General features: G+C 57.9%; 12 protein-coding genes. 6 read left to right on the top strand and 6 right to left on the bottom strand.

Going from position 1 to position 14,017, the window contains the following annotated elements; translation table 11 throughout:
• Positions 1-80 precede the first annotated feature (80 nt).
• The 4 genes from ABLV76_RS10455 to ABLV76_RS10440 are packed head-to-tail and all read left to right on the top strand — an operon-like array spanning position 81 to position 4,309.
• On the top strand, positions 81-971 hold the full coding sequence (locus tag ABLV76_RS10455) for a sugar ABC transporter permease (RefSeq protein ID WP_004205419.1): 891 nt from the start codon (positions 81-83) through the stop codon (positions 969-971).
• On the top strand, positions 964-1,866 hold the full coding sequence (locus tag ABLV76_RS10450; RefSeq protein WP_017899247.1) for a carbohydrate ABC transporter permease: 903 nt from the start codon (positions 964-966) through the stop codon (positions 1,864-1,866). Before ABLV76_RS10455 ends, ABLV76_RS10450 begins: the two co-directional genes overlap by 8 nt.
• Positions 1,867-1,878: 12 nt before the next feature.
• Positions 1,879-3,006 carry an ABC transporter ATP-binding protein gene (locus ABLV76_RS10445; RefSeq protein ID WP_004205417.1) on the top strand — a complete coding sequence of 376 codons (1,128 nt, stop codon included), beginning with the start codon at positions 1,879-1,881 and terminating at the stop codon, positions 3,004-3,006.
• A gap of 16 nt (positions 3,007-3,022) precedes the next feature.
• Positions 3,023-4,309, top strand: coding sequence for an ABC transporter substrate-binding protein (locus tag ABLV76_RS10440; RefSeq protein WP_004205415.1), 1,287 nt, complete (start codon positions 3,023-3,025; stop codon positions 4,307-4,309).
• A 71-nt stretch (positions 4,310-4,380) separates the two neighbouring features.
• Here the strand turns inward: ABLV76_RS10440 and ABLV76_RS10435 are convergent, their stop codons facing one another.
• The 4 genes from ABLV76_RS10435 to ABLV76_RS10420 form a co-directional block, all read right to left on the bottom strand.
• The gene (locus ABLV76_RS10435; RefSeq protein WP_127113174.1) at positions 4,381-5,724 is read right to left on the bottom strand and encodes a carbohydrate porin; all 1,344 of its coding nucleotides are present in this window, start codon (positions 5,722-5,724) and stop codon (positions 4,381-4,383) included.
• 121 nt (positions 5,725-5,845) lie between these two features.
• Positions 5,846-7,279 carry a glycoside hydrolase family 32 protein gene (locus ABLV76_RS10430; RefSeq protein ID WP_017899250.1) on the bottom strand — a complete coding sequence of 478 codons (1,434 nt, stop codon included), beginning with the start codon at positions 7,277-7,279 and terminating at the stop codon, positions 5,846-5,848.
• A 19-nt stretch (positions 7,280-7,298) separates the two neighbouring features.
• On the bottom strand, positions 7,299-8,540 hold the full coding sequence (locus ABLV76_RS10425) for an MFS transporter (RefSeq protein WP_004205406.1): 1,242 nt from the start codon (positions 8,538-8,540) through the stop codon (positions 7,299-7,301).
• 12 nt (positions 8,541-8,552) lie between these two features.
• On the bottom strand, positions 8,553-8,687 hold the full coding sequence (locus ABLV76_RS10420; protein WP_069602771.1) for a hypothetical protein: 135 nt from the start codon (positions 8,685-8,687) through the stop codon (positions 8,553-8,555).
• Between the two features lie 94 nt (positions 8,688-8,781).
• Between ABLV76_RS10420 and ABLV76_RS10415 the strand changes: the two genes are divergently transcribed.
• Positions 8,782-9,777, top strand: coding sequence for a LacI family DNA-binding transcriptional regulator (locus ABLV76_RS10415; RefSeq protein WP_004205404.1), 996 nt, complete (start codon positions 8,782-8,784; stop codon positions 9,775-9,777).
• Here ABLV76_RS10415 and ABLV76_RS10410 read toward each other — a convergent pair.
• Together ABLV76_RS10410 and kduD are read right to left on the bottom strand one after the other, a co-directional pair.
• Positions 9,774-11,195: a sugar porter family MFS transporter gene (locus ABLV76_RS10410; RefSeq protein WP_004205402.1), complete on the bottom strand. Its 1,422-nt coding sequence runs from the start codon at positions 11,193-11,195 to the stop codon at positions 9,774-9,776. The genes ABLV76_RS10415 and ABLV76_RS10410 overlap by 4 nt on opposite strands.
• Before the next feature lie 296 nt (positions 11,196-11,491).
• Positions 11,492-12,253, bottom strand: a complete 762-nt coding sequence (gene kduD, locus ABLV76_RS10405; RefSeq protein WP_012540639.1) for a 2-dehydro-3-deoxy-D-gluconate 5-dehydrogenase KduD — start codon at positions 12,251-12,253, stop codon at positions 11,492-11,494.
• 484 nt (positions 12,254-12,737) lie between these two features.
• Here kduD and ABLV76_RS10400 point away from each other — a divergent pair, with 484 nt between their 5' ends.
• Positions 12,738-13,913, top strand: coding sequence for an oligogalacturonate lyase family protein (locus ABLV76_RS10400; protein ID WP_057213033.1), 1,176 nt, complete (start codon positions 12,738-12,740; stop codon positions 13,911-13,913).
• The last annotated feature ends 104 nt before the right edge of the window (positions 13,914-14,017 follow it).

The following is a 14,017-nucleotide window of genomic DNA, read 5'->3' as shown; positions in this document are numbered from 1 at the left end:
TTTTGCGTTGGTCGCGGCAAAAGGCCGACAGCGCCGCGTCACCCGATCCGTATTACAACTCGTAAGCCAGGTAGGTATGTATGAATGAAAACAAGCTGCTGGGATTGGCATGGATATCGCCCTATATCATCGGGCTGATTGTCTTTACTGCTTTTCCTTTTGTTTCATCTTTCTTTCTCAGTTTTACTGAGTACGACTTGATGAGTCCGCCGGTATTTAACGGCATTGAAAACTATCGCTATATGTTGACCGAGGATAGCCTGTTCTGGAAATCGATGGGGGTGACATTTGCCTACGTCTTTTTAACCATCCCCTTAAAACTGGCTTTCGCCCTCGGCATTGCCTTTGTGCTCAATTTCAAACTGCGCGGCATCGGCTTTTTCCGCACCGCCTACTACATCCCGTCGATCCTCGGCAGCTCGGTGGCGATTGCCGTGCTGTGGCGCGCCCTGTTCGCCATTGACGGCCTGCTGAACAGCTTTCTCGCCGTCTTTGGCATCGATGCCGTCAACTGGCTGGGGGAACCCTCGCTGGCTTTAATGTCGGTCACCCTGCTGCGCGTCTGGCAGTTTGGCTCCGCGATGGTCATCTTCCTCGCCGCCCTGCAGAACGTCCCGCAGTCGCAGTATGAGGCGGCAATGATCGACGGCGCCTCGAAGTGGCAGATGTTTATGAAGGTCACCGTGCCGCTGATCACCCCGGTGATTTTCTTCAACTTTATTATGCAGACTACCCAGGCGTTCCAGGAGTTTACCGGCCCGTACGTGATAACCGGCGGCGGCCCGACCTATTACACCTACCTGTTCTCGCTCTACATCTACGATACCGCCTTTAAGTATTTCGACATGGGCTATGGCGCCGCGCTGGCGTGGGTGCTGTTCCTCGTCGTGGCGGTCTTTGCGTCGATCGCCTTTAAGTCATCGAAATACTGGGTCTTCTACTCCGCCGATAAGGGAGGCAAAAATGGCTGATATTCAACAGATGGCGCCGGTGATAAGCGACGCCGATCGTGAGGTCGCCCGTACGCTGCGCCGGGAAAAAGTGAGCCGGGTGGTGCGCTACGTCGTGCTGATATTCGTCGGCCTGCTGATGCTCTACCCGCTGGCGTGGATGTTCTCCGCCTCGTTCAAGCCGAACCATGAGATCTTCACCACCCTCGGGCTGTGGCCGACCCACGCCACCTGGGACGGGTTTATCAACGGCTGGAAGACCGGCACCGAATACCATTTCGGCCACTATATGCTGAACACCTTTAAGTATGTGATCCCGAAGGTGGTGTTAACCATCATCTCCTCCACTATCGTGGCGTACGGCTTTGCGCGCTTTGAGATCCCGTGGAAGAAGTTCTGGTTCGCGACGCTCATCACCACCATGCTGCTGCCGAGCACCGTCCTGCTGATCCCGCAGTACCTGATGTTCCGTGAAATGGGAATGCTGAACAGCTATCTGCCGCTGTATCTGCCGCTGGCCTTCGCCACCCAGGGATTCTTTGTCTTTATGCTGATCCAGTTTCTGCGCGGCGTCCCGCGGGATATGGAAGAGGCGGCGCAGATCGACGGCTGCAACTCCATCCAGGTGCTGTGGTATGTGGTGGTGCCGATCCTCAAGCCGGCCATTATCTCGGTGGCGCTGTTCCAGTTCATGTGGTCGATGAACGACTTTATCGGTCCGCTGATCTACGTCTACAGCGTCGATAAGTATCCCATCGCGCTGGCGCTCAAAATGTCTATTGACGTCACGGAAGGCGCGCCGTGGAACGAAATTCTGGCAATGGCGAGCATCTCCATTCTGCCGTCCATCATCGTCTTCTTCCTGGCTCAACGCTACTTCGTGCAGGGCGTGACCAGCAGCGGAATCAAAGGTTAAGAGGGAAATATCATGGCTGAAGTGATTTTCAACAAACTGGAAAAAGTTTACTCCAACGGGTTTAAAGCGGTGCATGGTATCGACCTGAAGATTGCCGATGGCGAATTTATGGTGATCGTCGGCCCTTCCGGCTGCGCCAAATCGACCACCCTGCGCATGCTGGCGGGTCTGGAGACCATCAGCGGCGGCGAGGTGCGGATCGGCGACAAGATCGTCAACAACCTGGCGCCTAAATCCCGTGGTATCGCGATGGTGTTCCAGAACTACGCTCTCTATCCGCATATGACGGTGCGGGAAAACCTCGCCTTCGGCCTGAAGCTGAGCAAGCTGCCCAAGGCGCAGATTGATCGGCAGGTGGAGGAAGCGGCGAAAATCCTCGAACTGGAGGAGCTGCTGGAACGTCTGCCGCGCCAGCTCTCCGGCGGCCAGGCGCAGCGCGTGGCGGTGGGCCGGGCGATCGTCAAAAAACCGGACGTCTTCCTGTTCGACGAGCCGCTCTCCAACCTGGACGCCAAGCTGCGCGCCTCGATGCGCATTCGCATTTCCGATCTGCATAAGCAGTTGAAAAAATCCGGTAAACCGGCGACCACCGTCTACGTTACCCACGATCAGACGGAAGCGATGACCATGGGCGACCGCATCTGCGTGATGAAGCTCGGCCACATTATGCAGGTCGATACCCCGGACAACCTTTACCACCAGCCGAAAAATATGTTTGTCGCCGGCTTTATCGGCGCGCCGGAGATGAATATTCGCCCCAGCCAGCTGGTTGAGCACGACGGCCGCCTGTGCCTGACCCTTGGCGACCAGCGCCTGCCGTTGAACGACCGTCTGGCGGAGAAAGTCGGCGCCTATCAGCATCAGGAGGTGTTCTACGGGGTCCGCCCGGAATTCGTGTCGCTCTCCGACGCACCGTTCGCCGAAGGCAGCTGCATGGGCGAGATGGTGCGGGTGGAAAACATGGGTCATGAGTTCTTTGTCTATCTGCAGGTCGCGGGCTACGAGCTGACCGCTCGCGTGCCGTCGGACGATGCGAAGCCGATGATTGCTAAGGGACTGAATCGAAAAGTCTATTTCACCTTTGATCTTAACAAGTGTCACATCTTTGACGCCAAAACCGAACAGAACCTCTCTCTGTGAACCCTGGAGCATAACAATGAAAAACGTGCTGATAAGCGCCACCCTCTCCGCCACCCTGGGCCTTAGCGCCTTCTCCTCGCTGGCGCAGGATGTCGACCTGCGCATGTCCTGGTGGGGGGGCAATGGCCGCCATCAGGTGACCCTCAAGGCGCTGGAGGCTTTTCACCAGCAATATCCTGATATCAATGTTAAAGCGGAATATACCGGCTGGGACGGCCATCTTTCGCGCCTGACCACCCAGATAGCCGGCGGCACCGAGCCTGACGTGATGCAGACCAACTGGAACTGGCTGCCGATCTTTTCGAAAAATGGCGATGGCTTTTACGATCTCAATACCCTGAAAGACGAGATCGATCTCAGCCAGTTTGACGCCAAAGAGCTGCAGTCCACCACGGTCAACGGCAAGCTCAACGGCATCCCGGTGTCGGTCACCGCCCGCGTTTTCTACTTTAACGACGAAGCGTGGAAAAAGGCGGGCATCCCCTTCCCGAAAACCTGGGATGAACTGCTGGCGGCGGGGAAAACTTTCGAAAGCAAACTCGGGAAACAGTACTACCCGGTGGTGCTTGAGCACCAGGACGTGCTGGCCCTGCTCAACTCTTACATGGTGCAAAAATACAACCAGCCGGCCATCGATGAGAAGGGCCGCAAATTCTCCTACAGCAAAGCGCAGTGGGCGGACTTCTTCGGCATGTATAAGAAGCTTATCGACAGCCATGTGATGCCGGACACCCGCTACTATGCCTCGTTCGGCAAGAGCAACATGTACGAGATGAAGCCGTGGATCCAGGGTGAATGGGGCGGGACCTACATGTGGAACTCCACCATCAATAAATATTCCGACAATCTGAAGCCGCCGGCGAAGCTGGTGCTGGGGGAATACCCGATGCTCCCCGGCGCCACCGATGCCGGACTGTTCTTCAAGCCTGCGCAGATGCTGTCCATTGGCAAATCGACGAAAAACCCGCAGGCGGCGGCGAAATTGATTAACTTCCTGCTGAACAGTAAAGAAGGGGTGGATATTCTGGGTCTGGAGCGTGGCGTGCCGCTGAGCAAAGCGGCGGTCACCTACCTGACCGAGGACGGGATCATCAAAGCCGACGATCCGGCGGTGTCCGGCCTGAAGCTGGCGCAATCCCTGCCCACCACCCTGCCGGTCTCGCCGTACTTCGACGACCCACAGATCGTCGCCCAGTTCGGCACCACCCTGCAGTACATCGACTACGGTAAAAAGTCGGTGGAAGAAGCGGCCGAGGACTTCCAGCGCCAGACCGACCGCATTCTGCGCCGCGCGATGCGTTAACCTGCCCACCTGAACTCTCCCGCGGCGTCCGCCGCGGGAGAGCCTGCCTGAGTATCCTGTCAGAAGAAATATCAGAAGAAATATTTAAAGCGCACCCGGGCGCCATAGCGTTCGTCGGGATTCCCGCTCTTCGCCGCCGTGGAATCGAGCCACGAGGCGTAGGCGCCAAGGTAAATATTGAAGTTCGGCATCGCCATAATATTCGGCAACTGCCAGGATGTATGCACGGTATGGATGTCATAGCGCCCCGGCGCGAGGATTGCGCAGTCGCCATCGCACTCGCCATTCACCCCGGCCATGTTGAACTGATCGATTTTGTTATGCGCGTAGATATAGCCCAGCTCCACGCGATGCCACAGGGCATTGATTCCGGCGCTGAAGTCGGTTTCATCCGCCGCGTCCAGCAGGGCAGTACTCAGATTGACCACCGCCCCATCGTGCGGATCGCTTTTCAGGGTGTTCCAGCTCATGGTCATCCCGTAGCCGGTGCGGTTTGACTGGTCGACCCAGCGCCCGCTCTGATTCTGATAGCCGTAGGCGTTGTTGACGAGGTTGCTCTCAATCGCTGCCGCCGCCGACCAGGCGCCGGACTGCCACACCGCCACCGGCCGCACGTACACCACGTTTTTGCGGTTTTCCAGCGCATTACCGTGATAGTTCTGATCGACAAACAGCGAACTGCCGTCCTCCACCAGGGTATTGACCTCGAAATACCAGTTATCTACGGTTTTGCTGAACAAGAGGTTGCCGCCGCTGCTGCTGCGCCCGCGCCCCTCTTTCATCATGTAAATATAGCCATAGCCGTCGGAATAAAGGTCGTTGGCGGTATTTCCTGAATATTCAATAAAGGTATCCTGATTCAGGGGGAACATATCCCAGGCTTCAAAGCGGCCTATTTTTATTTTCCAGTCATCCTGCTGACCAAAGAAAAATACCGCATCGTCGAGATTCATTTTGCCATCCATATCCGCCAGCGGCTGCACGCTGAATCCGGCATATTTCCCGTCGTCGCCATTACGTCTGCCATCAAAACCCAGCAGAATACGGCCGTTAATATCCCAGCGCTCTTTCTCGCCGGGCGCCCAACTTTTATTCGCGCTGGTTTTGACCGACGTCAGGCTACCGGTGCGGCTGGCGCCATCAAGATTAAATTCGACGTCGCCATAAAATTTTAATTCGCCATTGTCGTTCAGCTGCAGGCGCGGCGTAGCCGGCGCCGCGCGGGCGACCGTCGTGGCCTGCTGCTGGCCTTTCAGCGTCTTAATCTCCGCCTCTGCGCTGGCGGCGCGCTCCTCCGTCGCCTTCAGCCGCTGCTCCATTTGCGCCAGCCGCTCTTCCAGCGATAACGGCGCCTGCGCCATCGCCTGTGGCAGATACAGAGACGTGAGAAAACACCCGACCCAGATTTTATTCATCGGTAAACCCTTTTATTATGGAATGAACTGAATTTTTTATTAATGGGTAATGCACGACGATACAGGCAATAATAACCCGCCCATCGTCAAAGACGGGTTATTAACGACAACAGCCTTTTTATTATTCGAGCTGCCAGGCTCCGGCTTCGGTTAATGCCGCCGAACCGCTCCAGGCAAATAACGCTAATTCACGGCGGGGAGCCTGCGGATAGATACGGCTGCTCAGGCAGGCCTCGCCGTCATTGACAAAAACCTCCACCGAAGAGCTATCGAAAAATATCCGCAGATTGAGATCCGCCCCGGCGGTCAACGGTACGCTGCGCGTCCCGCACAGGCCATACTGCGGATAATGCCGCTCCAGCACCAGACGCTGCTGTTGGGCATCCACGTAGAGGCGCAGGCCATCGCCAAAGCGCAGACCATACTGCTCGGCGCTGCTGCTGGCGCAGTTCCAGCGCAGGTTGACCTCCATCGCCTCGCAGTTGTCGACCATAGTGGTCTGCTGATTGTTCAGGGTGCTTACCGGCCACGGGAACCAGGCGCCGCGCAGGCTCTCCACTTCTTTCGCCGGGCGCATCTGCAGGCGGTTATCCGCGCTCAGGCTCAGCTCGCGCGGCAGGGAGAGCATGCCCGCCCAGCCGTCCTGCTGCTCCGGCAGCGGCGATTCCCACATATCCAGCCAGCCAATCACGATCCGCCGGCCATCGGGGGTGGCGAAGCTTTGCGGCGCATAGAAATCGTGGCCGTGATCCATCTCCGTGAACTCGCCGTGACGGACGAATCGCTGCCCCGGCTGCCACTCGCCGATCAGATAGCCGCTCTGGAACAGGTTGCGGTTGCGGAACCCCTCGGCCTGCATCCCCTGCGGGGAAAACATCAGGACGCGTTTGCCGCTGAGGGTGAAGAAGTCCGGGCACTCCCACATATAGCCCATGGTGCTTTCCGCTTCATCCAGCACCCCCGCGTCCTGCCACTGGCGCAGATCGGCTGAACGGTACAGCCGTACCTGACCGGTGTCGCCTTCGCGCGCGCCGACGATCATGTACCAGCTGTCTCCCTCCCGCCAGACCTTCGGGTCGCGGAAATGGTGCATGCCCGGCGGAGTGTCGACCACCATCCCCTGGCGCTCGAAGTGGATCCCGTCCCGGCTGGTGGCCAGGCACTGTACCTGATACAGATTGGCTTCGTCGCCAGGGTCGCCGTGGAATTTATGCCCGGTGTAAATCAGCGCCAGGGTATCGCCATCGACCACCGCCGAGCCGGAGAAGCAGCCGTCTTTATCCTCCGGCCCCTCCGGCGCCAGGGCCACCGGCAGATGCTCCCAGTGCACCAGATCCTTGCTCCGTGCATGCCCCCAGTGCATCGGCCCCCACTGGGTGGAGTACGGGTGATGTTGATAAAAAGCATGGTACCAGCCGTCGAACCACACCAGACCGTTTGGGTCGTTGATCCACCCGGCGCGGGCCGCCAGGTGATAGTGCGGATACCAGCGCAGATTGAGCGCCTGGCGTTGTGTCTGGAGTACCTGTTCAGCCCTGGAGATTGTGTAAGTCATCGTTTTCACTCTTTTTGATTCAGATAGCGGTAGGTTGCGACATCAGCGGATCGGCGGAGGATTTGCCGGAGCGCAACAAGAAGATGGAAATAAAGGTGGTGCAGAACACCAGCAGGCCCATGATCAGATAGGACTGGGCGAAGCCATATTTTTCATAGCTGTAGCCCGCCAGCGGCGACAATACGCTGGCGATAATCGAGCTGGTGCAGGCGAAGCCCACCAGATAGAGGGTGGAGGAGAGGCGTTTATCGAAGTTGATGCTGTTGTACTTAAAGATAGCCACCAGCAGTATCGGCAGCTCCACCGCGTGCAGCAGTTTGGTGATGGAGATCAGCAGCGGCCCTTCCACCAGGCCGGAGGCCACCATGCGCATCGCCATCACCATGCCGGCGAAAATCAGACCGTTTTTGGCCCCGATGCGGTTCACCAGCCACGGCGCGCAGAACATGCCGGCCGCCTCGAGGAACACCTGGAAGGAGTTAAGGTAGCCATACATCTCATTGCCTTCCTGCAGGGTCGCGAACTGCGATGAGAAATAGACCGGGAACTGCTGGTCATAGACGCCGTAGATGCAGGTGCCGATGACGAAGAAGACCAGCGCCCAGAAGCGCGGCAGCGTCAGCAGGCGCAGCGCATCTTCCAGGGTCACCTTGCCGCCCGAAACCGCCTCCTGCATCGCATGCGGTGCCGAGGAGACGCGCAGCCGGGCCAGCAGAATAAAAAACACCAGTCCGGAGCAGCTGGCGACGAGGAAGTTAAGCTGCGGGTTGATGTTAAACAGCAGACCGGCGAAGAAGGTGGCCACCGCCCAGCCCAGCGAGCCCCACATCCGCGCCCTGCCGAATTCAAACTGGCTCTGGCGCGCCACGCGCTCGGTATAGGATTCCAGCACGCCAATGCCGCCGTTAAAGGTCAAGCCGATGTAGATCCCGCCGAAGATGCTGCCCAGCAGGACGTTAATTTTCAGCAGATGGCCGAACAGCAGATACGCCGGACCGGAGAGGATCAGCAGCGCGGTGATATACCAGAGCAGATGTTTGCGCAGCCCCAGCTTATCCTGGATAAAGCCATAGCAAACTTGCGCAAACAGCGCGGAAACCGACAGCACGGCGTAGATGATACCGGTATCGCCGGCCTTCAGCCCCACCTCCTGGTGCAGCCAGATGGAGAGCAAGGAGCCGGATGACGACCAGGTCACGAAAAAGAAAAACAGTAAGGCACTGAGCAACGGGTAGCTGTGTGAGTGATGCGCTTTCATCATGACATTCTCGTGTTAGAGGAATGTAATTATGGTAACGTTAACAAAAAACAAAGCGCAGAGGGATTCGCTGCGATATATGATGTTAATCACAAAAGTTAACGTTAACATAATGAAGATGCGATCGCGATCAAAAATCAACCGCAACATCGCTCACGACGGCGTTAGCAGAAAATCGTTTCATGCTTTTACATCAGCGACTTAGTTGTATAGCCTGTACTCTGCAGCAATGGCGGAGGAAAAAATGGCATCCCTGAAAGATGTAGCAAAACTGGCGAATGTATCTCTGATGACCGTCTCACGGGCGCTGAACACCCCGGAGCGGCTCAAGCCGGAGACGCTGGCCCGCGTGCAGGCCGCCATCGCCGAAACCAACTACGTCCCCGACCTGTCGGCGAAAAAGATCCGCGGGGCGCGGGCCACCCCCAGCACCATCGGCGTGCTGGCGCTGGATACCGTCACCACGCCCTTTTCGGTGGAAATCACCCTGTCGATCGAAGAAACGGCCCGCGCCCACGGCTGGAACAGCTTTGTGGTCAATATGTTTTCTGACGATCGGCCGGAAGCAGTGGTCGACCTGCTCCTCTCCCACCGTCCGGACGGCATCATCTTTACCACCATGGGCCTGCGTCAGGTGCCGCTGCCGGACAAACTGCTGACCCTGCCCTGCGTGCTGGCTAACTGCGAAAGCCTCAGCCAGCCGGTGGCCAGCTATATCCCGGACGATGAACAGGGCCAGTACGACGCGGTAAAAGCCCTGCTTGCCGCCGGCTATCGTCGTCCGCTGTGCCTGCACTTACCCGCCAGCCAGCTGGCGACAATCCGCCGCCGCCAGGGGCTGGAGCGCGCCTGCCGGGAGGCGGGCATCGAACCGGAGAGCCTGACCCACTCGTATATGGCCCAGGGCGATGAGCATTACCACGATATTCCCGCGGTGGTGCTGGCGCATATCCGCGAGGGTAAACCCGGATTCGACTCGGTGATCTGCGGCAACGATCGCATCGCCTTTATGGTCTATCAGACGCTGCTGGGCCAGGGGTTACGCATTCCACAGGACGTGGCGGTGGTGGGATACGACAATATGGTGGGCATTGGCGATCTGTTTCTGCCGCCGCTCTCCACGGTGCAGCTGCCGCACTACGACATCGGGCGTCTGAGCGCCCTGCATATCATTCACGGCGACAACCATCGGGAGACGCGCAAGGTCGCCAGCCCGTGGTTGCCGCGCGCCTCGCATTAACGGTTACCGATATTGCGCAGCTTCTCGCCCGCCATCAGGTTGCGCTCAATGTGTTCGAGGGTGACATTTTTGGTCTCCGGGATCAGCCAGAAGGTGACGCCGATAAAGGCCACGTTGAGCACCGTGTAGAGCCAGAAGGTCCCGGCGGCGCCGATCGCGTCAAGCAGCGTCAGGAAGGTGGCGCCGATGATCATGTTCGACACCCAGTTGGTGGTGGTGGAGCAGGTGATGCCGAAGTCGCGGCATTTCAGCGGCTGGATCTCGGAGCAGAGGATCCACACCACCGGCGCCGCGCTCATCGCATACCCGGCAATACACATCATGGTCATGCCGACGGAAAGCCAGGAGAGGCCGCTGGAGGCGGTGCCATTGTCGAACTGCATCAGGCAGTAGCCAAGCACCAGGGTGCCCAGCGCCATCACGCTGAAGCCGATTTTCAGCGCCGGCTTGCGGCCTGCTTTATCCACCGTGAACACCGCGATAAAGGTGGCAAACATAAAGGTCAGGCCCACCACCAGGGTGGCGATCATCTGCTGTTCGGTAGTGGTAAAACCCGCCATTTTGAAAATACGCGGGGCGTAGTACATGATGATGTTCATGCCGGTGAACTGCTGCATCGCCTGCAGCAGCATGCCAAGGAACACCGCCCGGCGTACGTTACGATTGACCTTGAACAACGCCCAGCCGCCCTGCTTCAGCTTCAGGCTTTCGCGGATCTCGTTAAGCTCATCGCGCGCCTTCTCCGAGGTATCGCGCAACATCCGCAGCACCTCTTCCGCTTCGATATGGCGCCCTTTCTCCGCCAGCCAGCGCGGGCTGTTCGGCAGAAAGACGACCAGAACGATCAGGATCACCGCCGGCAGCGCCAGCACGCCCAGCATGGCGCGCCAGTTACCGCTGTAGCTAAAGGCGGTATCGGAAAGAAACGCCAGCACAATGCCGAGGGTCACCATCAGCTGATACATACTGATCATTTTTCCGCGCACGTTCTCGCTGGCCATTTCGGAGAGGTACAGCGGCGCGGTGTAAGAGGCGATCCCAACGGCCACCCCCAACACCACGCGGGCCACCAGCAGCACTTCGACGCTGGCGGCAAAAGCGGAGCCGATAGAGCCGGCGACAAAGAGCACAGCCCCCGCCATCAGGCTATATTTGCGGCCAAGGCGGAACGACAGCCAGCCGTTAAACAGCGCGCCTATCGCCGCCCCCAGCATCATGCTGCTGACCACCCACTCCTGAAGCTGGCTGGATAAGGTGAAGTGGTCGGTAATAAAGGGCAGCGCCCCGGATATCACGCCGATATCCAGGCCAAAGAGCAACCCCGCCACCGCCGCGGCGATAGAAACAAACCAGTTCATCCGCCGGGTGTCACGTTGCGCCCGCGGCGTTAATGCAGAGTCGTTACTGATTGAAGTCATTTTTATTCCTGCCACACAGAGAAAGACATAGGACGAAAGTACGTGACTGGCGGAGGAATTTGTCAGGCTGGATACGCCAAAGATATGGACTATTTTGCTGGCAAGATGGGTTTTGTGATGGACATTAAACTTTCAACGTAACGAAAAATTCGTTTCGCATCGTTAATAACCCTGTTCATACAGGGCGGTAACATTAATTCTTCACTCTGGAATATGGACGATCCTCATTTTACGGTATGGACAATAATTGCTCAGACGGCCGGAGCGGTGAGTGCCGCGCCGGCCGTCGCCGTCGGTTAGCGCGCCAGCCAGCCGCCGTCCACCGCCACCGTGTAGCCATTGATGTAATCGGAGGCTGGGGAAGCGAGGAAGACCACCGGCCCCATCAGGTCGGCCGGCAGGCCCCAGCGCCCGGCGGGAATGCGGTCGAGGATTTCGCTACTGCGCTGCTCGTCAGCGCGCAGCTGCTGGGTGTTATTGGTCGCCATATACCCCGGGGCGATGGCGTTGACATTGATATTGTGTTTAGCCCACTCGTTGGCCAGCAGGCGGGTAACGCCCATCACCGCGCTTTTGGACGCGGTATACGACGGAACACGGATCCCGCCCTGGAACGACAGCATCGAGGCGATGTTAATGATCTTCCCGCCGCTGCCCTGGGCGATAAAGTGCTTCGCCGCCGCCTGGGACATGAAAAATACGCTCTTGATGTTGAGGTTCATCACGTCGTCCCAGTCCTTTTCGCTGAACGCCAGCGCGTCCTCGCGGCGGATCAGGCCGGCATTGTTGACCAGAATATCAATATGGCCAAACTCCGCCACCGCCCGCTCCAGCAGCTGAGGGATACCGTCGATCTGGCGCAGGTCGGCGGTCAGGCTGAGAAAGCGGCGTCCCAGCGCCGTCACCCGCTCGATGGTTTCCACCGGCTCGACAATATTGATACCGACAATATCGCAGCCCGCTTCCGCCAGCCCGAGGGCCATCCCCTGACCTAAACCGGTATCGCATCCGCTCACGACGGCCACTTTTCCCTGCAGGGAGAATGCATCAAGAATCATAATGTGTTCCTTAGTCGTTCAGAGCCTGCTGTATGCAGGCAAGGTTCTCTCGGCCCGGCTCGCGCCGGCGGCGCGACTGAGCGTGGGGCGAACTCATGGGCAGAGCCCATCATAAAAAATAAAACAGAGTTCCGTTTTACTGATGGGTGCCATCTTAGCCCCGCCCTCTGTCATTTTCAATGATATTTAAAACGTTGTTTCATTTTTTATGACGAAAATTACAAAAAAAGAAAACGCGAACGGTTCCGGCAACCCGCACCGGACAGGAAGCGGTTTTAAAAGGATGATGATTCAGCCGGTTGTCCGGAGAGGCGGCCAAAGTGAGGCCAGCAGGCCGCAGAAGATGCGGGAATTACACTGAACTGCGTGGGACATCACAAATAATGAAACGTTGTTTTGATAAATTAACACCCATCTTTTAAAACACATCACTCAGCGACACGCCTCTGGTCCAGCGGCATCGCAGGAAAGAAAGGAGCACTACATGGCTAAAGGCATGCGGGTCAAACTGAATTACCACGTCAGCCGCGATCCGGATACCGGGGCGGAAGTCACCCGCTTAACCCCCCCGGAGGTCACCTGTCATCGCAACTACTTCTATCAGAAGTGCTTTTTTAACGATGGCAGCCATTTACTGTTCGCCGGCGAGTTTGACGGCCACTGGAACTACTATCTGCTGAATATTGCCCGCGCCGAAGCCATCCAGCTGACGGAAGGCGCCGGGGATAACACCTTCGGCGGCTTCCTCTCCCCGGACGATAAGTCGCTCTATTACGTGAAAAATGACCGTACCCTGCTGGAGGTGAACCTCACCACCCTCGCCGAGCGTGAAGTTTACCGCGTCAGCGAGGCGTGGGTCGGCTATGGCACCTGGGTGGCAAACAGCGATTGCAGCAAACTGGTAGGCATTGAGATTGCGAAAAGCGACTGGACGCCGCTCAACGACTGGCAGATTTTCCATGACTTCTTCCACAAAGGACCGCATTGCCGCCTGCTGCGCGTCGACCTGCGCAGCGGTGAGAGCCAGGTGATCCACGAGGAAAAAATCTGGCTGGGACACCCGATCTATCGTCCCTTCGACGACCATACCGTCGCCTTCTGCCATGAAGGGCCGCACGATCTGGTTGACGCCCGCATGTGGCTGGTCAATGAAGATGGCAGCAACGTGCGTAAAGTCAAAGCGCATGCCCCGGGGGAAAGCTGCACCCATGAATTCTGGGTCCCGGACGGTTCAGCGCTGATCTACGTCTCCTATCTGAAAGGCCAGCAGGGGCGGACGATCTATCGTTTTGATCCGGAGAGCGGCGTCAACGAGGCCCTGATGACGATGCCCGCCTGCTCGCATCTGATGAGCAATTTCGACGGTACGCTGCTGGTGGGCGATGGATCAGGCACGCCGGTGGATGTCAAAGATACCGGCGGCTACTCCATTGATAACGATCCTTATCTGTACGTCTTTAACGTGGCGGAGAAGCGCTACTTCCGCGTCGCGCGTCATGATACCTCGTGGGCGACGGTGGCCAACAGCCGCCAGGTGACGCACCCGCACCCCTCGTTTACGCCGGACGACAGCGCCATTCTGTTCAGCTCCGATAAAGACGGCAAGCCGGCCATCTATATCGCGAAATTACCTGACCATCCGCCGATGCTGAGCGCCTGAGCCCCGGCGAACGTTTTTCTGTAACTGGCCTTGCCCTCCTTCGCGGAGGGCTTTTTTTTGTTCCCCCGCTTTGGCCCATAAAAAACCCCGGCTGACGGCGCCGG

The sequence above is a fragment of the Klebsiella sp. GB_Kp047 genome, from assembly GCF_040065235.1.
GTDB lineage: Bacteria > Pseudomonadota > Gammaproteobacteria > Enterobacterales > Enterobacteriaceae > Klebsiella > Klebsiella quasipneumoniae.
Note: the sequence above shows the minus strand (reverse complement) of the source record. Positions and strands in the feature narration are given on the sequence as shown.

Coding starts and splice junctions, on each gene's coding strand:
- ABLV76_RS10455 (WP_004205419.1), top strand. CDS start 81: ATGAATGAAAACAAGCTGCTGGGATTGGCATGGATATCGCCCTATATC.
- ABLV76_RS10450 (WP_017899247.1), top strand. CDS start 964: ATGGCTGATATTCAACAGATGGCGCCGGTGATAAGCGACGCCGATCGT.
- ABLV76_RS10445 (WP_004205417.1), top strand. CDS start 1,879: ATGGCTGAAGTGATTTTCAACAAACTGGAAAAAGTTTACTCCAACGGG.
- ABLV76_RS10440 (WP_004205415.1), top strand. CDS start 3,023: ATGAAAAACGTGCTGATAAGCGCCACCCTCTCCGCCACCCTGGGCCTT.
- ABLV76_RS10435 (WP_127113174.1), bottom strand. CDS start 5,724: ATGAATAAAATCTGGGTCGGGTGTTTTCTCACGTCTCTGTATCTGCCA.
- ABLV76_RS10430 (WP_017899250.1), bottom strand. CDS start 7,279: ATGACTTACACAATCTCCAGGGCTGAACAGGTACTCCAGACACAACGC.
- ABLV76_RS10425 (WP_004205406.1), bottom strand. CDS start 8,540: ATGATGAAAGCGCATCACTCACACAGCTACCCGTTGCTCAGTGCCTTA.
- ABLV76_RS10420 (WP_069602771.1), bottom strand. CDS start 8,687: ATGTTGCGGTTGATTTTTGATCGCGATCGCATCTTCATTATGTTAACG.
- ABLV76_RS10415 (WP_004205404.1), top strand. CDS start 8,782: ATGGCATCCCTGAAAGATGTAGCAAAACTGGCGAATGTATCTCTGATG.
- ABLV76_RS10410 (WP_004205402.1), bottom strand. CDS start 11,195: ATGACTTCAATCAGTAACGACTCTGCATTAACGCCGCGGGCGCAACGT.
- kduD (WP_012540639.1), bottom strand. CDS start 12,253: ATGATTCTTGATGCATTCTCCCTGCAGGGAAAAGTGGCCGTCGTGAGC.
- ABLV76_RS10400 (WP_057213033.1), top strand. CDS start 12,738: ATGGCTAAAGGCATGCGGGTCAAACTGAATTACCACGTCAGCCGCGAT.